Genomic DNA, 22,045 nt, shown 5'->3' with positions numbered 1-22,045 from the left:
CGGGCGACCGACCGGTCCCAGCAGGAACAGAGGACCCAACACATGCAGCTGATCATCACGGCCGTCGGCCCCGACAACCGCGGCCTGGCCGACCCGATCGTCCACACCGTGACGCATCTGGGGGCGAACATCGCCGAGATCCAGATGTTCGACCACGACGAGCACTCCGTGTTCTCGATGCTCACCCGCGTCGAGATCGACGAGTCGGTCGCCCCCGAGATCGACCAGGCGATGCGCGACGTCGCGAAGACGACCGGCCTGTCGATCCGCACCTGGAGCCCCGACCGGCAGGGCCGCAAGCCGCGCCTCGCGATCTGCGTCACGTACAGGCCCGAGACGCCGCTCGCGCTCCTCCGCGGTATCCGCGACGGCCACATCAAGGCCGAGGCGACCGTGATGATCGGCAACCGCAAGAAGTGCCGCCGGCTGGCCGAGCAGTTCGACGTGCCGTGGGAGTCGGTCGGCGACGACTCCGGCTCGCCCGACGACAACCGCCTGCTGGAGATCTGCGACCACCACCAGGTCGACTACATCATCCTCGCCCGGTACATGCGGGTGCTGCCGCCGGCGAGCTGCTGGAGCTACGCGGGCGGGCGGATCATCAACCTGCACCACGGCCTGCTGCCGAGCTTCCCGGGCATGCGGCCCTACCACGAGGCGCACGCCAGCCGGATGCTGACCTACGGCGCGACCTGCCACTTCATCGTGCCCGAGCTGGACGCCGGCAACCAGATTATCAACCAGGCGACCTTCACCGTGCCGCCCGGCACGCCGATCGAGGATATCATCCGCCGCGGTCAGGAAGACAACGAGCCCGACTGCCTGGTCGAGGGGGTCCGCCGCGTTGTCGACGGCGAGGTGCAGCTGCACTTTAACCGCGTGGTGGCGCGGGGCTAGGCCTTAACGCGGGCGGCGAACGCGGGCCCTGGTGGTATGCTTGCGGAGTTCGGAGATCGCGTCCGCCGCGACACTCCGGTCGGGGCCAACATCTTCCGGACGCACCCGGCCGCTGAACTCGGTGACCACGGTCGCCCCGTCGACGCGCAGTTCGCGGCGCGACTCCAGCACGAGTGTCCCGTCGTCGAGCACGGTCGCGACGCGGGCCGCTACGTGTTCTTCATCGTTAAGCCGCACGGTGATTACGTCGCCCCTCCTGAGGGGAGCGCGCGAGGCGTCAAGCGGCGGTGGGCCGTCGATGCGGGCAACGCGACCGTGATGATCTCTTGTCGCGTGGTCTGCTGTCACAACCACGGTCACGCGTGGCGCCCGACTGTAGTAGGGCAGCAGCGTCTCGGCCATCCGCTGGACGTCGGCAACGATCCGCTTTCGGGCTTGTTCGTGGTGGGCGTCAACGTAGCCGCTGGGGAGCACCACCACCGCGTTGGCCGACCGCGGCGTGAGCCCGGCGATAACGCTGTTGGTGGTCGTCTCATAGGGAACGGTCCGCGAGTAGGCCTCGCGTTTGGTTTCTTCGGTCTTCGGCTCGTTGCCCTTTTTGCCCTTCTTGCCCTTCTTGGACGCCGAACCCGGCCCGCTCCGTTTAGTCGATTCGCTCTCCCGCTGCTCGACCGTGACGGGGGTTCCCGCCGGCAGTGTGCGTCTAATTTCTTGCCTCACTTCGGGGTTCAGGTCGATCGTCACCTGGACGATCACCCCCGGGATGTAGGCCAGGGCGTTTTCGAGCTTCTGCTGCCAGTATTGGTCGTAGTATGCCTGCCGGGCCGCGTACGGGTCGACGCTGGGCACGTTTTCGGCGTCCGACGCCACGGCCGTTGGGAGGACTGCTGCCCAGAGGCAGGTCGCCGCCAAGCATGCTGCGTATCGGAAGATTGCCATCGCGCGTCCGTAGGGAAGAGTGGTGCAGCTACCGGGATCGACCGCATTCTACCCGGCGTTATCACGGCGCCACAACAGCGGACAAGCTAGGCGGCCACGCGTCGCGTCGCGACAATCGCCTGGCTGATCGTGCACGATCCCAAATAAACGGCCGCCGACACCGACTGCTCGCGGCCCGACACGAAGGCAATTGCGCCCAACGACAGCAGCACCCCCTGGGCGATGTGCAGCAGCAAGTAGCGGCTCAGATAATCCAGCACGAGACTAACTCCCCTATCAGGCCTACTCGGGCTTCGATTCAGCGGAAAGCTGCTGCTTGCACGCCTCGAGGGCGTCGCGGTAGCGAGCATCGTCGGGATGGGCCTTGGCCAGCCGCTCGTAGTAGGGCGCCGCCTTGGCGTACTCGCCCTGCTCGAAGTACGTGTCCGCCAGCCCGACGGTCGCGGCGTTGACGCCGGGGTTCTCGGCCTGCATCTTTTCCCAGACCTTGATCGCCTCGTCGAGCTTGTCCTCGGCGTACAGGCAGCGGGCCAGGCCGTTCATGGGGCCCGCCCCCTTGGGCTCGATCTCTAGACACTTCTCGAAGTACGACTTCGCCTTGGCCGGATCGCCCGAGTTCAAGAGGGCGAAGCCCATGCCGTTGTTGGCGCCGAAGTTTTCCGGGTCCTCTGCCAGGATCTGCTCGAAGGCGACGGCGGCCTTCTTGGGCTGCCCTCCCATCACGAGCTTCCACGCCTGGGGGACCGTTAGCGGCTCTTCTGCCTGAGTCGGTTTTGGGTTTGCGTCTTCCGGGCGGCCGGTGCCCATCAGGCGATTCCGCAGCTCGTCGGGCAACTCGCCTGCTTCGGCGGCGGCCAGCATTGACTTGATTTCTTCGCTGCCGGGCTGCTGGGCGAGCGACTTGCGAAGCCATCGCTTCGCCTTGCCGTGCTCGCCGGTCAGCAGGTACAGCCGGCCGAGCCCGTACCACGCGGCCGACGCCGAGGGGGCGGCCTTCTTGAGGTGCTTCTCGGCTTGTTCGTACTCGTTCCAGATCAGGTACACCTGCCCGAGGCCGTTCTGCGCGGCGGGGTGCTTCGGCGACAAGCCGACGCAGGTCTTGAATGCCTCAGCTGCGGCGACCGAGTCGCCGCCGTTCAGCAGCGCCCAGCCCAGGCCGTTCCAGGCGTTTTCGTTCTTGGGGTCGAGCTTAGCCGCTTCAGCAAACTTGGCCTCGGCGGCGTCGAACTGTTGGCTCTGCCACAGCTTCCAACCCTCCTGCGTCAGGGCCGTGACCTCGGCGGCCGGCACGTTGGCCGCCGAGGCGGGCGAGCCTCCGGTCAGCAGCACGGCGACTGCAATCGTGGCCGCCAGCCCGCCCACACAGGCGAGCGCCGCGAGCAGCCTACGCCGCTGCCGCCGCTGGTCGTCTTGCCTCAACGAGTCGGCCAGCAGCGAGTCGCTGTCTGCCAGGACCGCACTGAGCGTGTCGTCTTGTTGGGAGTCGTGGTCCATCTGCGTGGCCCTCGGGCGATGTACGGAACGAGCTGGGAAGAAGAAACATACAGCGGCTAGATCGCTTTAAGCACCTGCGCCGCGTCGGGCAACTCGGCCTGCGCCTGCCGCTGCGACGCCTCGACCGATTCGCGTAGCGTCCGGATCACCTTGTCGAGCCGCGATCGCACCGTCGGGTACGAGACGCCCGCCTGTTCGGCGATCTGTTTCAGCGAGCCCCCCGACAGCACAAACAGCTCGATGAACCGCTGGTGCTCGGTGGGCAACTCGGACAGGCGTGAGGCCGGGAACTCGGCCCTCACTTCGACGTCGCACGCGGGGCAGTGCATGCCGCACACGTGCATCGTCTGCTGGCAGTAAGGGCAGGAATTCGTCGGCGGCACGATTGGTAACCCTTTGGGGTGCTGATAATCGAATGTTAGTAATGTTGAATTGCATAGTCAAATGTATTCAATAAAATTTATCCAAAAGCCGGTTGGTTTTCCTTTTTGGCATGCGGGTTACGCGAGCAATCCACTGTTCTCAGCTGCAGAAACTGGGGTTGCCTTAGTTGGCGGCCGCGGTTACTGTCCCGCCGCCTTGGGCCTCGGCCCAGGGTCTCTTCGACCGATTGCCTATTTGAATTCGTCCGATATTCGGAGCCCGACATGCCCGTTTGCCGCAGCCTTGCCGCACTAGCGCTCGCGTCTTGCCTATGTAGTTCGATGGCCCTCGCCCAAGAGGGATCGAGCGACGGCAAGCTGAAGCTCCCCGTCGACCTGTTCGGGACGGGGGACACCGGCTCCAACAGCAGCGTCTCGTCGACGGCGTCGACCACGACCACGACTCGGTCGGGCGTAACCGGCGCCGAACTGCCCGCGGCGGCGCCCTACCCCGGGAGCAGCGCATCCTACAGCGGTGGCGGCATGAGCTACAGCCAGAGCCTCGGGACGCACCTGCGGGCGGCCTACAACACGCAGAGCTACGGCCAGGCCGCGGGCAACCTCGACCTCGGCACCATGCTTATGCACCAGGACGGCGACCGCGCCTTGTTCCTGGACGGGCAGATCACCCTCAACGACGAAACCGGGCCCGGCTTCAACCTCGGCGTTGGCGCCCGGGCACTGGTCGACACCGAGTTCCCCATGCTCGGCGAGAGCCAGAAGATCCTCGGCGTCAGCCTGTGGGCCGATGGCTCGTCGACTATCAACGACAACTTCTTCCCGCAGATCGGCCTGTCTGGCGAGCTGCTGGGCGACCAGTGGGACTTCCGGGCGAACGCCTCGTTCGTGCTGGAAGACCAGACCGCCTTCGGCGACACCGTGGTCGGCAACGGCGGCGTCACCTACATCGGCAACGCCCTGTCGGCGGCTAGCTTGACCGGCCGAGACAACGCGATGCACCTGACCGAGTTGGAGGCCGCCCGACGGATCGCCAACCGTGAGTTTTGGGCGTTCGCCGGCGGCTACGGCCTGTACGGGCAGGACGGCGTCGACACGGCGGGGTACTCGCTCGGCATCCGCGGCTACGCGACGCCCGACCTGGCCCTGCAGCTGAAGGTCACCGACGACGACCTGTTCGCTACCAACACGGTGTTCAGCATCACCTGGTTCATTGGGCGCACGCGGACCGACACGCCGTTCCGCTGCGACCTGACCGACCGCCTCCGCGAGCCGGTCCGCCGCAACGACTACGTCGCGGTCTACAACGACACCATCAGCGGCGCCGCCGAGCCCTTGACCTTCGACCTCGACGGCGACGGCACGACCCAGGAAATCCGGGTCGTGCACGTTGACAGTTCGGCTGCCGCCGGTGGCGACGGCACCTTCGAGAACCCGCTGCAGTCGCTTGACGACATCAACGCCAACAGCCAGGAGTTCGACATTGTCCTGGTGCACGCGAACAGCGCTTTCACCAACCAGACCGCCGTGCTGCAGGGCAATCAGCGGCTGCTGGGCGAGGGCAACGACATTGCCTTCACGACTTCGACCGACCAATTCGGCACGCTTACGCTGCCGGAGACCTTCGACGGCGCTTCGTCGGCCACGGCGCCGATCATCACCAACACCACCGCGGACGGCGTGATCCTGGCGGCCGACAACGAGGTCGCCAACCTGACGATCACCGGCGCGCCGACCGCCATCGACGGCCTCACCAACGGCTCGGGCGGCGCCAACCTGCACGACCTGGCGATCAACGGCAACGGCACGACGACGGTGGGCATCTCGCTCTCGCCGATCGAGACCCTCGACGCCGGTCAGACCACGATCGCCATGAACGCCACCCTCGACAACATCACGTTTGATGGCGTCAGCGGCAACGACATCGCCATCGACGCAACAGCCGTGGCCGACCCGACCGCCGCAAATGTCACGCTGCAGGAAGCGATCGCTATCAGCAATATCACCAGCACCAACGGCGGCGCCGCGAGTTTGGCGGTGTTCGGCACGCACGACGGCGGGGAGCTGACGGTAGACAACTACAACTGGGATGGCGGCACGACGGGCCTGATTGGCATGTCATTCGACAGCACCGGCGGCACGGTCGACGTGCGGAACTCGACCCTGACAGGCGGGGCGGCCACGGCGGTTGGCTTCGACATCAATCAGAACACCGGCACGGTCGCGATTGGCGCCAGCACCAGCGTGACCAACATCAACGGCGTCGCCGCGAACATCATCGACGCCGAGGGCGCCGTTGACTTTGCCGCCACCGTGAGCAACACCACGGTTGACGGCGGCACGGTGAGGATCGAACGGAACACCGGCCTGGTGACCGTCAACGGAGATATTACCACCGAGGGCGTCACCAGCCTCGAGATCATCGACGCCGGCGCCAACGTGACCGCCAGCCGCAATATCACACGCAACGGCACGGCCGGCATCGCGGTCGCCATTTCCGATACCAACTCAGCCGACGACGACCCGAACGACGGCATCCAGATCCAGTTCACCACCCCGAGCAGCCTGATCGACAGCAACGACGGCAGCATGGCCGTGGCGATCAGCGGCGGCGATGACGAGATTACCTTCCTCAGCGCGATCGAGGACACCGGGGGCATTGTGGTCCAAGACCGCACCGGCGGCTTGGTTGACTTCGGCGGCGGCGTGACCACTACCACCGGCGCCAACAACGCGGTCACCCTGATGGACAACGACGACGACTCGGTGGTCTCGTTCATGGACCTCGATATCACTACCGGCACCGGCCGCGGCTTCTTTGCCAACCGGGGCGAGGTCAACGTGACCGGCACGAGCACTATCGAAACGACCGGCGCCAGCTCCGGCGGCTTGGTGCTGCAGGCCACGGCCGCGAACCCGATCACCTCGACAAGCGGCATCACGTTCGCCTCGATCGACACCGGCAACGGCTCGACCGACGCCGTTGTGCTGGAGAACGTCGAGGGGAACGTGACCGTCAATGGCGGCACACTCAACACGGCGGCCAACGCCGCGCTGCAGGTCACCAACGCGACCGGCGTGACGCTGAACGACGTCGAGCTGAACGGCGGCGGCGGCGTCGCTGCTACCGCTACCTACACCAACGATACGAGCAACAGCCTGTCGCTCAACACCGTAGAAATGAACGACGGCAGCCTGACCGCCACCGCCAACACCACCGCCGGCGGCGCCACAACCACGGTTGGCATGTCCAGCGTGACCGGCGCGGGCGCGGTGGCCTTGACCAACGATGGAGTCGGCGATCTCAACGCCTCGATGACGACCGTCACCGGCACGACCGGCGCCGCGACCTCGCTCGACGTCAACGGCGCCGGCGACGGCTCGCTGCTGATGACCAGCGTCAACACCAATGGCGGCACGGTCTCCGCGACCAGCAGCGTCGCTTCCTCCGGCGACCTCGACCTGACCATGCTCAACTCGGGCACGACCAACGAGTTTGGCGCGATCACGGTCAACGACCAAGGGTCCGGCGACGTCAGCGCGTCGCTGTCCAATGTCGAGACCAACTCCACGCTTGACTTCGACGCGGCCGCGGGCGGCACGGCGAGCCTGACCGTGTCGGGCGGCGCCTACAACGGCGCCGTGACGGCCGACGCTACCAACGGCGGCACGTTTACTGCCACGATCAATGGCGGCGCCGACCTCGCCAGCACGCTGGACGTCAATGCCGGGAACACCGGGGTGGCGATCGTCAGCGTGGGTGGCGCGAGCACGATCGACGGCGCCGTCAACCTGACGGCCTCGAACACCGGCACCGCCACGATCACGGTCAACGGCGGCACGGTCATCGACGACCTGCTGAACGTCACGACCTCGAACACCGGGACGTCGACCGTCAACGTCAACGGCGCCGGCACCACGGTCAACGGGGCGACCACTATCAACGCCAATACCGTCGGGACCGCCAACGTCAACCTCGGCGGGACCTTCGGAGACCAGGTCGCGGTCAACGCCAACAACTCCGAGGACTTCAACTTCGACATGTCGACCGCCACCGTTACGGCCGGAGCAGCGGCGTCCGCTTTGGATCTAACGATCGCCGACACGGTGAACAACGCGACTGTCGATTTCCAGTCCAACACGCTAGATTCCGCAATCAACCTTACCGCAGACAATTCGCAGTCGTTCGACCTGCGAGTGCGGGCGACTGACATCACCACCGGTAGCAACCATGTGGCTTTCAACCTGCAGTTGGAAGACGGCCCGGCGGACGCGGACATCTTGCTTGCGGACAGCCAGTTCACCACCAATGTTGCGAACGCGTTCGTCTTCGACAACAACGGTAACACCGGTCAGATAAACTTCCAGCTCGACAACAATGACTTTGACAACTCGAGCGTTTTGGACGCCGCGGCGGTGATCACGATGGGCGCCGGCACGCTCGACGCAACGATTGGCGACGACAACAACGGCGGCGCGGGCAACAGCTTCTCGAACAACGGGGCCGGCACAGTCAAGTTCCAGTTGGTCGCCGAGGCAACCTCGACCGTCAATGTGTTGTACAACGGCAACACGCACGACACGGTCGCCGGTCAGTTCGAGTTCGACAACACCGCGGGCGTGACGTTCAATGTCTTCGACCTCGACAACTCTGACGGCGACTTTACCAACTCCGTCTCGCCAACCTTGACCGGCGGTCCGTTCACCGAGATCAACACCGCCCCGCAGACGCCGTCCTTCTAGGCGGCCGGCAGACGCGAGGCGACCGATTCCAAGCCGCTCCCGGCCTTTCCGAAGGCAGGGAGCGGCTTTTTTCGTGGGCCGAGTCGCGTAGACTGGGTGGCGTTTCCTCCCGCTCCTTGGCCCCGACAGCATGCTCTCCAAACAGCTTTACTGCCCCGACTGCGGGTACCAGACCACCCTCGGCGCCGACGACATCGCCGTGCGGCTGCGGCTGCTGGGCCACCTCCGGCGGGATAGGGACCCCGACGAGGGCGTGCTCGCCGAGCTGCTAGCGACCTCCGCCCAAAACATGACCTGCCCAACCTGCAAGAGCGTCGGCCTCGGGGTCCGCGACCCGGTGGACGACGCCGACGGGTTTGACGACTGGCAGGCGGCCGTGCTGTGCGAGATCTGCCGCCAGCCGATCCCCGAAGAACGCCTCGAAGTGGCGCCCGACGCCAAGCGGTGCGTAGGCTGTCAGGCGAAGGCCGAGGCGGGCACTCTGCCCGAGGAGCCCGACTTCTGCCCGCGGTGCGGCTCGCTGGTCGAGCTCCGCGTCAGCCGCGGCGGCGGCATCACCCGCTACAAGCGGTTCTGCACCGGCCAACCGCCCTGCCGGCTGTAGTGTACCGCCGGTTCTCCGAACCGGCAGATGGTGGGACGTTAGTCCTCCGTCGCGGGGCTTTGGTCGCGAGAAGAACAAGGCGAGCCCGCTAGTTCCCGGCTCGGAGAGCCGGGGAGACTCTAGCGGCGGCGCCGCAGCGTCACGCCGGCCGCGGCCAGCAGGCCGAGCAAGGCGGCCGTGGGCTCGGGCGCCGAGGTCGCGCTGAGGAGCGACGAGGATGAGCTGCTGCTAGCGGCGTTCAGCAGCGCGTTGCTCGAGGTCGCGGCGCTCGACGCGCTGCTCAGCAGCTCGGCTCCGTCGACGACTACCGAAGAAACGCTGCGGATCGGCCCGGCGAAGTCGACAAACGGATCGTCGATCACCATCACGCTCTCGAGGATCACGAAGTCACCGTCCGGGGTGAGTGGCACGTCGATGTAGGCGAGGTTGCCCGACTGGCCAATCTGGGCGCTGAGGTCGACCTGTTCGAGCGCCATAATCCGGTCGATGTCGGCCATGTCAGTGACCGTGGCGAACGGCGCGAAGCCCTGGACATCGAGTAGGTCTGAGTTGTCTGTCAGATTGACGAAGAAGCTGCTGGTGCCACTGTTGGGTTGGCCGCCCGCCAGGGCGAGCGAAACCGTGCCCGTGGTGTTTGGCAGCGTGTCGAAATCAACAATGCCGTCATCGTTGGCGTCGACGGTGACCGAGTCGAATTTCTCGATGCCGTCGAACCCGCCCGGCGGCAGGGTTTCCGGGGTAAAGTTGCCCTGCTCGAACCCGCCGAGCTGTAGCACAAAGCCCTCCGGCGCGCGGTTCACGACCGAGCCGTGGTAGCGCCCCGTGCCGATGTAGGCCAGCAAGTTGTCGACGTGCCCCTGGAGGTTGGCGTCGTTGGTTGGGTTCAGCTCAAGGTAGAAGTCGCCGACGCTGGTCAGGAACCGCACGGTCTGGGCGGACCCGATCGAAGGGGCGAGGCCAATCACGAGGGTGGCAATCAGGGCGGCAGCCGGGGAGTAGGGTCGCAACATGCGTTGTGGCTCGGTAATCTGAGGGGCTTACGCAGCGGGGTGTGGGAGCCTTCATAGTAATCGCCGCCCGCAGATTGTGCGCGTTTTCGCGCCGATTTCGCCGCCCGCACCGCCCCGACGACCCTTACAACCCGACCTACAACCGGCCCTCCGGCCGGTCCCCCGCGAGCCCCGCTTATGCCGTTTCCGCTAGTCGCCACCACCGCGTTCGGCGTCGAGGCGGTTGTCCGTCGCGAGCTGGAGAACCTTGGCTACGAGGCCAGAATCACCGGACCCGGGCGGGTCGCCTTCGAGGGGGACGCCGCGGCCATCGCCCAGGCGAACTTGTGGCTCCGCTCGGGCGAGCGGGTCGTGATCGAGATGGCCAGCTTCCCGGCGACCGACTTCGGCCAGTTGTTCGACGGGGTCAACGCCCTCGACTGGGCCGCCTGGATCCCGGTCGACGGCGAGTTTCCGGTAAGCGGTCGGTCCCGCAACTCGCAGCTCTCGAGCGTGCCGGCCTGCCAGAAGATCGTCAAGAAGTCGATCGTCGAACGGCTCCGCGCGCAGCACGGCGCCCAGGAGCTGCCAGAGATCGCCGCCCTGTACAGCGTCGAGGTCGCGCTGGTGGACGACATCGCCACCATCACGCTCGACACGACCGGCGTCGGCCTGCACAAGCGGGGCTACCGCCCGATGGCGTCGGTCGCGCCGCTCCGCGAGACCCTCGCCGCGGCGATCGTGCAGCTCAGCTACTGGCGGAACGGCCGGCCGCTGCTCGACCCGTTCTGCGGCGCCGGCACGCTGGCCATTGAGGCCGCCATGATCGGCCGCCAGATGGCGCCCGGCCAGTACCGGACCTTCGCGTCAGAGCATTGGCCCGCGATCGATAGAACCGAGTGGGAGACTGCCCGAAATCAGGCCAAGGCCCGCATGCTGCCGGCGCTCGACGAGCGGATCCTCGCCACCGACGCCGACGACGAGGTGCTGGCCATCGCCCGCCGCGCGGCCGAGCGGGCCGGCGTGCTCGAGGACATCCACTTCCAGCAACGGGCGTTCGCCGACACGCTCAGCAAGCGGGAGTACGGCTGCCTGATCACCAACCCGCCGTACGGCGAGCGGCTCGGCGAAGAGCGCGAGATCGAGGAGCTGTACCGCACGATGCCGCTGGTGCTGCGGCGGCTCAAGACCTGGTCGCACTACGTGCTCACCTCGCGGCTCGACTTCGAGGACCTCGTCGGCCAGACCGCCAACAAACGCCGCAAGCTGTACAACGGCCGGCTCGAGTGCACGCTGTTCCAGTACCACGGGCCAAGGCCACCGAAGGAGGGCGCCCCAGCGTCGACCGCTGGATCTTCACGCGATGAGTCGTCTCTCCCAGAGTCGGCTTCCCCGGAGCCTTCCACCTCACAGCCAACGACCCCAGAGCAACCGCCCGAACGCTTCCCCGGCCCCGACGCCCCCGCCGAGCCGGGCGCCAAGCGGCAGTCGGCGCCGCCCCCGGCCCGGGCGTTTGGCGGCCTGCGTCCCGAGTCCGAACGTCAGGCCGAGGAGTTCGCCAACCGCTTGAAAAAGCTCGCCCGGCACCTGCGGAAGTGGCCGACTAAGCGCGGCATCACCTGCTACCGGATCTACGACCGCGACATCCCCGACGTGCCGTTCGCTGTCGACCGCTACGAGGACGCGCTGCACCTCGCCGAGTACGACCGGCCGCACGACCGCACGCCGGCCGAGCACGCCGACTGGCTCGACCACATGGTCCGCACCGCGGCCGACGCGCTCGACGTGCCGCGCGAGCTGACGTTCCTCAAGCACCGCTTCCGCCAGCGCGGCGAGACCCAGTACCAACGCGTCGCCGAGAAGCAAGCGGTGCGGCTCGTCAAAGAGGCCGGCCTCACGTTCCGCGTGAACCTATCCGACTACGTCGACACCGGCTTGTTCCTCGACCACCGCGTCACCCGCGGCCGCTTCCGCGACGAGGCCCAAGGCAAGCGGGTGCTCAACCTGTTCGCCTACACCGGCGCGTTCAGCGTCTACGCGCTGGCCGGCGGCGCCGAGCGGGTCACCACGGTCGATCTCTCGCCGACCTACCTCGACTGGGCCCGCGACAACGTGCGGCTCAACAAGTTCGACGCCGCCCGCTGCGACTTCGTGCAGGGCGACAGCCAGGAGTTCGTCGAGTCGCTCTCGACGCAGCCCCAGTTCGACCTGGCGATCGTCGACCCGCCGACCTTCAGCAACACCAAACGGGGCGCCGACGACTGGGACGTGCAGCAGCACGCCGCGCCGCTCTTAGTCGAGGTGGCCAAGCGGATGCCGCCCGGCGGGGTGATCTACTTCTCGACCAACTCGCGCCGCTTCAAGCTCGACGAGCCGCTGCTCGCGGGCCTGGCGATCCGTGAAATAAGTCGCCAGACGGTGCCCGAAGACTTCCGCAACAAACGGATCCACCGCTGCTGGCGGATGGTGAAAGAGTAGGGAGTCGTCAAGGTAGCCGGCGAGCTACGCCTCGGCGGGCTGCGGGGTTTTGGAACCACAAAGGCACGAAGTCACGAAGAGGATCGCCGCCGCGTTGTCGCGGCGAGCGCCAATGAACAGGCTCCAATGAGTAGCGACACGACGCTTGGTTCGGGCGTAGTTGTGACCGCGGAAATCAAAACGAGCATTTGTCGCGACTCGCCCTCCGAGGACGGCAAGTTGAATGTAGCCCAAACCTCATGTGATTCGCCGTACTGCCCTGGTGCAAGACCATCCAAGCTCACCTTGAACGAGGGTTCTAGCACTACCGGCGCCGAAATCTCTGTCGTTTCGACCGTTGCAGGGATCGGCGGAGAGGCAAGTATCTCGAGCGGCGTCGGCTGGTGACCGGAGCCTGGCGGTGGCGGTCCAAAGACGCCCGTGCCTGGCTGATCGTCGACAATCCCGTCGCCATCGATATCGATGTTCATGCCGCTCTGGTTTGAGAACCACGGTGCGGAGATCTCGCGGACGCCGGTTTCGATCGTCCCTACCTCGAGAGTCTGGTGAAAAGGAGTGATGGCCGAGGGTGTTTGTTGACCGGTGTTGGCCCATGTCGTCGACGCGAGTCCCTGGTTGGCTCGGAACCACCACCCTGACTCCCCCGCGATCTCGAATTCGGTGATCATCTGCGAGCGGAAGCGAAGGGAGCCATCCTCATAGGAAGTGAGTGCCTCGTCGCGCACGACGAAGCTTCCCATTACTCTCTCGTTGTTGATGAAAAACTGTCCATCTCCGATATCCAAGAGAGAGATCTCGCTCTGGAAGTGGATCAGGCTAGCGGCAGCACTTGCCGCGAGCATGGTAGCGAAGAGGATCGCAAGGGCGGCAATAACGGCACGCATTAAGCTCGGCTCCAGCGGGCGCGGGATACGGGTTGTCGCCGGAGTAGCGTAGCGGAAACGCGCGGAAGGGGCTATCGCAGTTGGCTGGCCTACCCAGCGATGAATCGCAGGGCTAAGTGCCTCTGGCTGGTCTTCTTTGTGGCTTCGTGCCTTTGTGGTTAGGCAAGCCGCAAACCGCCGAGGCGTAGCTCGCCGGCTGCTTTGGGGGATGTGACTAATCGCGGAGCAGCTCTTCGAGCTCGTCGAGTTCTTTCTCGTAGCCGCTCGAGAGGAGCGGGAAGCGGCACCAGCTCTTGGGGTCGAGGTTCTCGTCGTCGACGTGGAAGCTGGGGGCGTAGCGTTCGCGCTTCCACTGGTTGCGGCTCCAGAGCTGGAAGAAGCGGATCACCCAGCGGCCGATCTGTGTGCGGTCGTGCTCGGGGAACTGGGCGGCGACCGCGCGGAAGGCCTCCATCGGGAGCCGCTTGTCGCGCATCGCGGAGCGTTCGATCGCGTCGAGCACTGGGTAGGGCATCAGGTCGCCCTCGTCGGTCTGGTCGGCGCCGGCGGGGCGGAGCTCGGCGGTGGGCTCGAGCTCGTTCACCGCGCTGAGGTACGGCTGCGGGCCGACGCCGCGGGGGCCGACCTGTTCCATCCACGCCAGCCAACGCCGCAGGAATGCCTTGTCGATGCCGGCGATCGGCGACAGCCCGCCGCAGGTGTCGCCGTCCATCGTGGCGTAGCCGACGGCGGCCTCGCTGCGGTTGCTAGTCGCCAGCAGCAGCGCGCCCTGCAGGTTGGCCAGCATCCACACCGCCGGGCCTCGCGCGCGGGCCTGGATGTTCTGCAGGGTGATGTCGTCGTCCTCCCAGGTCAGCTCACGGCCGACTGCCTTGCCGACCGTTTTGACGTAGTCGTTCACCAGGCTGTCGACGCTCCAGTCGAAGAACGTCGCGCCGACGCCCTCGGCGACCGCCTGGGCGGAGTGGCGGGTGGCGTCGCTCGAGTTGGCGGTCGACTGGTAGACGCAGCTCAACAGGCCGCCGACCAGGTCCCGCACGGTGGCGGAGTCGTCGAGCACGGCGCTGGTCGCCACGGCTGGCAGCTTATCCAGCACGGCCGACATGCCGAGCTCGTCCACCGCGAAGCGGGCCATCATCGCCGAAAGCACCGCCACGGCCGACGAGTCGGCGCCGCCGCTCAATGAGACGACCAGGCCATTGGTGCGGCTCTTCCGCAGGTAGTCGAACACGGCGAGCGCAATGGCGTGGGTGAACTCCTCTTCCTTGTGGTCGGGGGCGGCCTCCCAGTTGGTGAGCGGAGCGCAGTGCTCGTCCGGCGCGTCGGCGCCCGGGTCGGGCCACGAGAACGACCACTCGACCAGCCCGTCGGGCGGCAGCGGGCGGGTGACGCCGGCGTCGAACGACTGGGCCCGGCTCCGCCGCACGGCGTCGACATCGACCACGGCGGTGGTGAGCACGTGGTCGTCGAAGGTGAGCCGCGGGCCGCTAGCGACAATCTTGCCGCCGCTGGCGATGATGGTGTCGCCGTCGTAGACCGAGCGGCCCGACTCGTTGCCCAACAGGTTGCAGTGCACGTAGCTGACGCACTGGGCGCGGGAGCCCTCGATGACGATCCGCTTGCGGGTCTCTTGCTTGCCGAAGGCGAAGTGGCTGGCCGACGGGTTGAGGATGATGTCGGCTCCGCGCTGCGCGAGGCCGGGGCCCGAGCGGTCGGCCACCCAGGCGTCGCGGCAGATCTCGAACCCGACGCGGACCCCGCCGAGGTCGAACAGCAGGTCGCCGATCGGGTCGCCCAGCAGGTTCACGACGCCGGGCGTCCAGCGGCGGAACCAGCGGGACTCGTAGTGGATGCCGTCGGTCGCCAGGAACTGCTTGCAGACGATGCCGGCCAGCTCGCCGTCGACCAGCAGCGCACACGCGTTGTAGAGGGCCGAGTCGTAGAACACGGGCAGCCCGACCGCCACGGCCATGCCGGAGGTCGCCGGCCGCAGGGCGAGCATGTTCTCGTAGGCGGCCTGCTGCACGCCGGTGGAGAAGAACATGTCCTCGCAGCCGTAGCCGCTGACGCACAGCTCGGGCAGGCAGAGCAGGCCGACATTGGCAGCGCGGGCGTCGGCGATGGCGGACTCGATCCGCCGGCGGTTGCCGTCCCAGTCCATCGGGGTTTGGTTGACGGACGCGGCGCCTAGGCGGATGAGTTTCACTGCAGAATGGCTTGCTACGAGGGCCGATTTGTGGAGAGGCTGACGGTGACTGCTTCGGAAGGACTCAAGAACAACTTCCGCAGTTTATCTATTATCCCCTCACCTAACGTCTCCTTCTTTGGAGGAGAGGGATAAGGGGAGTAAGTTGTTCTTGAGCCGCTATTTGTTGTCGAATTGCAGCGGCAGCTGCGGGTCGTGATCGTCGCCGAACTCCTGGAACAGCTTGCTCGGCTGGATGTCGCGGTTGTGCTGGTACTTGCTGGTGTACTCGCTCACCTCGCCGGTGAGTTCGTGGTAGAAGATCTGGCAGATCGGCACGCCGGGGTAGATCCGCACCGGCTGAATACAAGAGATCTCGAGCGTCCAGAAGCCGGAGAAGCCGGCGTCGCCGAAGCCGGCCGTGACGTGCACGAACAGTCCGAGGCGGCCGATCGACGAGCGGCCCTCGATCTGCGGCACCAGGTTGTGCGTGGTGGTCTTCTCGACGGTGCGGCCCAGGTACAGCCGGTTGGGGCTGATCACCAGACCGTCGGCGGGGATCTCGATCCGGCGGACGCGGTTCTCCTTGGCCATGTCCAGCACCACCTCCTCGTACACAATCAGCTCGTTGTGCAGGCAGAGGTTGTAGCTGTTGGGATTGAGGTTCGCCTCGTCGTACGGCGTGATCTGAAGGTCGCCGCCGAGCCGCCGCCGGATTTCGTTGCCGGAGAGAATCATGAGTGGCTTTGGTTTGTTGGGACGTCGGGGCCCGAACTTCGTGGTTCGCAGGTTCTTGTCAGACCCCGATCTGCGGGCAGAACTTCTGCATCGAGCAGGCTCCGCAATCGGGCTTCCGTGCGTTGCAGACCGCTCGCCCATGATGGATCATGCGGTGCGAAAAGTCGATCCACTCTTTCTTGGGCAGGATATCGATGAGGTCGTTTTCGACCTTCACGGCGTCTTTTTGAGCGGTCAGGCCGAGTCTGCGGCTCAGCCGCCCGACGTGGGTGTCGACTACCACGCCGGTGGGGATGCTGAACGCGGTCCCCAGCACGACGTTGGCCGTCTTGCGGCCAACGCCCGCCAGACCAACGAGAGTGTCCAGGTCCTCGGGGACCTGGCCGTCGAATTTCTCGACCAGTTCTTCCGAGCACGCTTTGACGTTCTTGGCCTTGTTGCGGAAGAAGCCGGTGCTCTGCACGGCTTTCTCGAGCTTGGCGATCGGCATCTTGGCGATCGCGTGCGCGTCGGGGTGCGTGGCGAACAGCTTCTCGGTAACGATATTAACCCGCTCGTCGGTGCACTGGGCAGAGAGGATCGTGGCGATCAGCAGCTGGTAGGGCGTTTCGTGCACCAGGGCGCACGGGGCCTCGGGGTAGTCGGCCTTGAGCCGCCGCACGACCCGCTTGGCCTGCGACTTGCGCTCGTCCGCCGGGAGGGCCGGCGTGGGGGGTGAGGGCCGCTTGGCGGGGCCTTTTAAGGCGCCCTTTGAGGTGGCTTTCTTCTTGCCCATTATGACTTTCAGAGCAGGGGGCGGGGCGTGGGGGGCGGCCAGAGAAGGCCTCATTTTGGGGGCCCAGCGGCGGGTGTCAACGGCCGGAGGGCAGGCGCCGCAGGCCCGAGCGACTTGATCTAAGTGCTTTTCACAATTAGATTTGAGCGTTGGAAGATGCCCTCACACGCCTTGTTCCCCACGACCTGCGATGAGCGCCTGGATGCCCGCCGATCCGCCGTTCGACCCAGACACGTTCTCGGGTGTGGGGCGGCTGTTTCCATTGCCGCAGGTGGCGGCGTTCCCCCACGTTGTGACCCCGCTGCATGTGTTTGAGGAGCGTTACGTGGCCCTTACGACCGAGGCGCTCGCCAGCGACGGGCTGATCACCATGGCGGTGCTGGCCCCTGGCTGGGAGCCTGATTACGCCGGCCGGCCGCCGCTGTCGGAGGTCGGGTGCCTGGGCAAAGTGATCTCGCACCACAAGACGCCCGAGGGCCGCTACAACCTGCTGCTGCTCGGTTTGCGGCGGGTTCGTCTGAAAGAGGAGTTGGATCCCCCCCTGGCATACCGCCGCTCGCGGCTAGAATTGATTCATGAGCAGGAGTCGACCTCGTCGGTCGACGCCGAGTCGGTCCGCGAGCAGCAGTCGCTCCGCAAGCAGATCGTCTCGCTGCTGCAAGGCAAGATTGCGGGCGGCGCGGCGGCAGAGGAGCTTGCCCACACGTTGTCGTGCACCGCGGCGCTGGGCGCTGTGGCCGACCTGGCCGCGCACAGTTTGCCGATCTCGTCGGAGTTGAAGCTGCGGCTGCTGGGCGAGGGGGACGCGGTGCAGAGGTGCCGGCTGCTGCTCGAAGCGGTCGGGGCCCCAGCCAGCGACGACGAACCGTTTCCACCCCGTTTCAGCAACAACTGAGTCTTGGGCCGCGGCCCGCAACGGCGTACTTCTCGACCCAACAGCGCGGGCGACCTTACTCACCACGGTCCCTGCGAACCCCGCAACCTTGAGACTAGAGTGACCACACGAACCAACAACGGCGCCATGAAGGACCACCTGCAAGAGTACCCCGAGTCCGCGTGCTGCGGCGGGGACGAATCATCCGCCGCCTACCCGGGCGTCGACATGCCCCGGCTGCAGAGCGCGGTCCGCGAGATGCTGGCCGCGGTGGGCGAGGACCCGGACCGCGAGGGCCTGCTGGAGACCCCGGCGCGGGTCGCGCGGATGTATGCCGAGATGTTCTCCGGCCTGCGTGAGAACCCGCGGGTGCACCTCGAGAAGTTCTTCACCGAGAAGTACGACGAGATGGTGCTGGTCAAGGACATCGGTTTCACCAGCATGTGCGAGCACCACCTGCTGCCGTTCTCCGGCAAGGCGCACATCGGCTACCTGCCCAACGGCCGGGTGGTCGGCCTCAGCAAGCTGGCCCGCGTGGTCGACAGCGTCGCGCGTCGGCCGCAGGTGCAGGAGCGGATGACCGAGGCGATCGCCGACATGCTGGTCGACGAGCTCAACGTAAAGGGGGTGGCGGTCGTTATCGAGGCGAGCCACTCGTGCATGACCATCCGCGGCGTGAAGAAGCCGGGCAGCATGGCGGTCACCTCGGCGATGAAGGGCGTGTTCCGGTCGAACGTCTCGAGCCGGGCCGAGGTCATGACGCTGATTTACGGCAAGTAGCCCAGAGCGACCCTGCCGGTCGGCGGTGGCGGCGGCCGGGGCGGGCGCCGATCTAGAGAAACAGGGCCCCGACAGGCCGCGCGACTACGACTTCTACCGCCACGCTATCGCCTATGGATTCTGACCGCCAACGCATCGAGCAGGACCTGCGCGGGCAGCTGGCGGGAGAGGTAAACTGCGACCCGCTGTCGGTGTGCCTGTACGCGAGCGACGCCAGCATCTACCAGAAAACCCCGCTGGGTGTGGTGCGGCCCCGCACGACGGCGGACGTCGCGACCACGCTGCGGTACGCCAACGAGAACGGCATCGCCGTCCACGCCCGCGGAGCCGGCTCGGGCCTCGCCGGCGGCGTTGTCGGCGAGGGGCTGGTGATCGACTTCTCCCGCCACATGCGCCGCATCATCAGGGTCGGTGAGGAGAGCGTCCGCGTGCAGGCGGGCGTCGTGCACGCCGAGCTCAACCGCGCCCTGGCGGCGCACGGCCGCGTCTTCGGGCCCGACCCGGCGACCACCGAGGTCACGACCATCGGCGGCGTGCTGAGCGTTGACGGCAGCGGCAGCCACTGGCCGTGGTGCGGGTCGGCCCGCGACCACGTGCTCGCGATGAAGGTGGTGCTGGCCGACGGCGAGGTGCTGGAGCTTGGCGCCCCGCCGACCGACGCCCCGCCCCCCGCGCGGCTGGCGGAGCTGGCGTTGTCGGTCCAGGAGCTCGGCCAGCTGCACCGCACCGTCATCGAGACCAACCAGCCGCAGTCGCTGGTGAACGCCAGCGGCTACGCGATGCAGCACGCCCTGACCGACCCGGTCGACCTCACCAAGCTGATGGTCGGCAGCGAGGGGACGCTCGCGCTGATTGTCGAGGCCGAGCTCAGCACCCTGCCGCTGCCCGCTTCGGTCGGCCGCGTAATGCTGATGTTCGACAGCCTGGAGAAGGCGGTCCGCTGCGTCCGCGAGATCACGCCGCTCGGCCCGTGCTCGTGCGACCTGATGGACCGGCGGCACCTGACCATCGCCCGCGAGTCGGACGTGCGGTACGACCTGATCATCCCGGCGGCCGCCGAGGCGGTGCTGCTCTTAGAGTTTTTTGGCGAGACCGAGCAGGACACGCAGCACCAGGTTGACCGCGTGGTGGCGCTCGCGCGGAACGAGCTCGGCCTGGCCGCCGGCTACTACGCCGCGCAGGAGGAGGAGGACGAGCTGCTCCTTGGCCAGCTCGCCCGCCGGTTCACCCAGACGCTGCACGGGCTCAAGGGCCGCCGCCGCGCGGCGCCCTGCATCGAGGACATCGCCGTGCCGGTCGAGGCGATGCCGGTCTTTGTGCGGCACCTGCAGGACGTGCTCAAGCGGCAGCAGATTACCGCCTCGTTGTTCTCGCACGCCGCGCACGGTCAGCTGCACATCCGGCCGCTGCTGGACCTCCGCACCAAGGAGGACGCGCGGCGGCTCGAGCTGCTCGCCAGCGAGCTGTACGAAAAGGTCTGGCTGCTGGGCGGCACGGTCGCCGGCGAGCACGGCGACGGCCTCAGCCGCACACCGTTTCTCCGCCGCCAGCACGGGCCGCTGATCAACGTGTTCCGCGAGCTGAAGCGGGCGTTCGACCCCAACGGGATCCTCAACCCGGGCAAGATCATCCCAACGCCGGGCGAGCGGGTCACGCAGAACTTCCGACCATCAGAGCTCGCCAAGCCGTCCGAAGAAGGGCACTCGCTGGTCGAGCTGAGCCTCAACTGGACCCGTGAAGAGTTGAACGAGGCCGCCTGGGCGTGCAACGGCTGCGCGGGCTGCCGGACGCTTTCGCCGGCGGTGCGGATGTGCCCGATCTTCCGCTTCGCGCCCCGGGAGGAGGCCTCGCCCCGCGCCAAAGCAAACCTGGTCCGTGGCGTGTTGACCGGGCAGCTCCCGCCGGACGCGCTCAGACACGACGACGCTCGGGAGGTGGCCGACCTCTGTGTGCACTGCCACCAGTGCCGCTTGGAGTGCCCCGCGAAGGTCGACATCCCGAGGATGATGGTCGAGGCCAAGGCGGCCCACATCAAGCAGAACGGCCTCCGCCCGCGGGACTGGAGCCTGACGCGGATGGACCTGCTGAGCCAGATCGGCTCGCGGTTCGCGACCCTGATGAACCTCCTGATCGATGACCGCCGTGCCCGGTGGGTCCTCGCCCGGACGCTCGGCATCGCCGAGGGCCGCAAGCTGCCGCGGTTTGCGGCCCGCCCCTTCCTGAGGTCGGCCGGCAAGCGCTTGAGCAAGCCGGTGCCGGGCGCGGTTGAGAAGGTCGCCTACTTTGTCGACACCTTCGCCAACTACTACGACTCGCAGCTCGCCGAGAGCTTTGTCGCCGTGCTCCGCCACAACGGAGTCGGCGTCGTGGCGCCGGGCGAGCAGGAGCAGTCGGGCATGGCGTTGTACAGCCAGGGGGCGGTCGACGCCGCCCGCAAGATCGCCCGCCGCAACGTCGAGGCGCTCGCCGAGCTCGCCCGGCAGGGCTACGCGATTGTCGCGACCGAGCCGTCGGCGGTTCTCGCCCTGACTCACGAGTACCTGCAGCTGCTCGACCACGACGAGGACGCTCAGCTGGTCGCGGACAGCACCCACGAGGCGTGCGATTACCTCTGGAAGCTGCACCAGCGGGGTGGCCTGAAGCTCGACCTGCACCCGATCGACCGCCGCGTGGCGTACCACGTGCCGTGCCATGTCCGGGCGCTGGGCATTGGGGCGCCCGCCGGCAACCTGCTCCGGTTGATCCCGCAGCTCCGCGTTAAGCAGCTCGAGAAGGGCTGCAGCGGCATGGCGGGCATGTTCGGGCTGCGGAAAGAAAACTACCGGCGGAGCCTGCGGGCCGGACTGCCGCTGCTGACGGAGCTGCGGACGGGGAATTACGACCTGTCGGTCTCCGAGTGCTCGACCTGCGCCATCCAGATGCGCCAGGCCAGCCCGCGGCCGACGCTGCACCCGATCAAACTGCTCGCCGCCAGCTACGGGCTCCCTTGCGGCCTTGATGCAAATCTGGCGGGAGCGACAATAGCGAACGGGCGAAAATGACTGTCACCGTGCTGATGTTCGCCGGCGCCCGCGAGGCGGTCGGAGCCGACCACGTCGAGGCTCCCCTCGAGCCCGGCGCGACCTACGCCGACCTGGCCGTGGCCCTTGCCGGACGCTTCCCCGCGCTGGGCCGATTGCTCCAATCCGCACGCTTCGCCGCGGACGCGGGATACGTCGACCCGACCGACAAGGTCGACCCGACCACTGAGATTGCGCTCATCCCGCCCGTGAGTGGCGGCTAGGC

Annotated in this window: 17 protein-coding genes; 8 read left to right on the top strand and 9 right to left on the bottom strand. The window is 66.8% G+C overall.

Annotated elements, in window-relative coordinates:
* The first annotated feature begins 42 nt into the window (after positions 1 to 42).
* Positions 43 to 897 (top strand): formyltetrahydrofolate deformylase, encoded by an 855-nt coding sequence (locus Pla123a_RS20880; RefSeq protein WP_146590612.1) that lies wholly within the window; start codon positions 43 to 45, stop codon positions 895 to 897.
* Positions 898 to 900: 3 nt separating this feature from the next.
* Here the strand turns inward: Pla123a_RS20880 and Pla123a_RS20875 are convergent, their stop codons facing one another.
* The 4 genes from Pla123a_RS20875 to Pla123a_RS20865 all read right to left on the bottom strand — a co-directional run bounded on the left by Pla123a_RS20875 (position 901) and on the right by Pla123a_RS20865 (position 3,713).
* Positions 901 to 1,836, bottom strand: coding sequence for a flagellar basal body L-ring protein FlgH (locus tag Pla123a_RS20875; RefSeq protein ID WP_146590611.1), 936 nt, complete (start codon positions 1,834 to 1,836; stop codon positions 901 to 903).
* Positions 1,837 to 1,922: 86 nt separating this feature from the next.
* Positions 1,923 to 2,096, bottom strand: a complete 174-nt coding sequence (locus Pla123a_RS24805; RefSeq protein ID WP_197528163.1) for a hypothetical protein — start codon at positions 2,094 to 2,096, stop codon at positions 1,923 to 1,925.
* A 22-nt stretch (positions 2,097 to 2,118) separates the two neighbouring features.
* Complete coding sequence (locus tag Pla123a_RS20870; RefSeq protein ID WP_146590609.1) at positions 2,119 to 3,330, bottom strand: tetratricopeptide repeat protein; 1,212 nt, start codon at positions 3,328 to 3,330, stop codon at positions 2,119 to 2,121.
* A 56-nt stretch (positions 3,331 to 3,386) separates the two neighbouring features.
* Positions 3,387 to 3,713 (bottom strand): DUF2089 family protein, encoded by a 327-nt coding sequence (locus tag Pla123a_RS20865; RefSeq protein ID WP_146590607.1) that lies wholly within the window; start codon positions 3,711 to 3,713, stop codon positions 3,387 to 3,389.
* Positions 3,714 to 4,034: 321 nt separating this feature from the next.
* Here Pla123a_RS20865 and Pla123a_RS20860 point away from each other — a divergent pair, with 321 nt between their 5' ends.
* Both Pla123a_RS20860 and Pla123a_RS20855 read left to right on the top strand, forming a co-directional pair.
* Positions 4,035 to 8,453 (top strand): beta strand repeat-containing protein, encoded by a 4,419-nt coding sequence (locus Pla123a_RS20860; RefSeq protein ID WP_146590605.1) that lies wholly within the window; start codon positions 4,035 to 4,037, stop codon positions 8,451 to 8,453.
* A 130-nt stretch (positions 8,454 to 8,583) separates the two neighbouring features.
* Complete coding sequence (locus Pla123a_RS20855) at positions 8,584 to 9,057, top strand: TraR/DksA family transcriptional regulator (protein WP_197528162.1); 474 nt, start codon at positions 8,584 to 8,586, stop codon at positions 9,055 to 9,057.
* Between the two features lie 119 nt (positions 9,058 to 9,176).
* Here Pla123a_RS20855 and Pla123a_RS20850 read toward each other — a convergent pair whose 3' ends face one another.
* Entirely contained in the window at positions 9,177 to 10,067 is an 891-nt protein-coding gene (locus tag Pla123a_RS20850; RefSeq protein ID WP_146590603.1) for a peptidylprolyl isomerase, read from the bottom strand.
* Between the two features lie 177 nt (positions 10,068 to 10,244).
* Here Pla123a_RS20850 and rlmKL point away from each other — a divergent pair, with 177 nt between their 5' ends.
* Positions 10,245 to 12,524, top strand: a complete 2,280-nt coding sequence (gene rlmKL, locus Pla123a_RS20845) for a bifunctional 23S rRNA (guanine(2069)-N(7))-methyltransferase RlmK/23S rRNA (guanine(2445)-N(2))-methyltransferase RlmL (protein WP_146590601.1) — start codon at positions 10,245 to 10,247, stop codon at positions 12,522 to 12,524.
* Positions 12,525 to 12,595: 71 nt separating this feature from the next.
* On the opposite strand, the gene Pla123a_RS20840 is transcribed toward rlmKL, so the two are convergent.
* The 4 genes from Pla123a_RS20840 to nth form a co-directional block, all read right to left on the bottom strand.
* The gene (locus Pla123a_RS20840; protein WP_146590599.1) at positions 12,596 to 13,408 is read right to left on the bottom strand and encodes a hypothetical protein; all 813 of its coding nucleotides are present in this window, start codon (positions 13,406 to 13,408) and stop codon (positions 12,596 to 12,598) included.
* Between the two features lie 214 nt (positions 13,409 to 13,622).
* Positions 13,623 to 15,614 carry an NAD(+) synthase gene (nadE, locus tag Pla123a_RS20835; RefSeq protein ID WP_146590597.1) on the bottom strand — a complete coding sequence of 664 codons (1,992 nt, stop codon included), beginning with the start codon at positions 15,612 to 15,614 and terminating at the stop codon, positions 13,623 to 13,625.
* A gap of 159 nt (positions 15,615 to 15,773) precedes the next feature.
* On the bottom strand, positions 15,774 to 16,331 hold the full coding sequence (gene dcd / locus Pla123a_RS20830) for a dCTP deaminase (protein WP_146590595.1): 558 nt from the start codon (positions 16,329 to 16,331) through the stop codon (positions 15,774 to 15,776).
* A 58-nt stretch (positions 16,332 to 16,389) separates the two neighbouring features.
* Positions 16,390 to 17,106: an endonuclease III gene (gene nth, locus Pla123a_RS20825; protein ID WP_146590593.1), complete on the bottom strand. Its 717-nt coding sequence runs from the start codon at positions 17,104 to 17,106 to the stop codon at positions 16,390 to 16,392.
* 190 nt (positions 17,107 to 17,296) lie between these two features.
* On the opposite strand from nth, the gene Pla123a_RS20820 reads away from it, so the two are divergent.
* The 4 genes from Pla123a_RS20820 (at position 17,297) to Pla123a_RS20805 (ending at position 22,043) form a co-directional block, all read left to right on the top strand.
* A complete protein-coding gene (locus Pla123a_RS20820; RefSeq protein ID WP_146590591.1) occupies positions 17,297 to 18,001 on the top strand; it encodes an LON peptidase substrate-binding domain-containing protein in 705 nt (234 codons plus the stop codon).
* 207 nt (positions 18,002 to 18,208) lie between these two features.
* A complete protein-coding gene (gene folE / locus Pla123a_RS20815) occupies positions 18,209 to 18,760 on the top strand; it encodes a GTP cyclohydrolase I FolE (RefSeq protein WP_197528171.1) in 552 nt (183 codons plus the stop codon).
* 113 nt (positions 18,761 to 18,873) lie between these two features.
* The gene (locus Pla123a_RS20810) at positions 18,874 to 21,801 is read left to right on the top strand and encodes an anaerobic glycerol-3-phosphate dehydrogenase subunit C (RefSeq protein WP_146590589.1); all 2,928 of its coding nucleotides are present in this window, start codon (positions 18,874 to 18,876) and stop codon (positions 21,799 to 21,801) included.
* Positions 21,798 to 22,043, top strand: a complete 246-nt coding sequence (locus Pla123a_RS20805; protein ID WP_146590587.1) for a MoaD/ThiS family protein — start codon at positions 21,798 to 21,800, stop codon at positions 22,041 to 22,043. Before Pla123a_RS20810 ends, Pla123a_RS20805 begins: the two co-directional genes overlap by 4 nt.
* Positions 22,044 to 22,045: the final 2 nt, after the last annotated feature.

Origin of the sequence: Posidoniimonas polymericola, assembly GCF_007859935.1 — a bacterium.
Taxonomy (GTDB): domain Bacteria; phylum Planctomycetota; class Planctomycetia; order Pirellulales; family Lacipirellulaceae; genus Posidoniimonas; species Posidoniimonas polymericola.
Note: the sequence above shows the minus strand (reverse complement) of the source record. Positions and strands in the feature narration are given on the sequence as shown.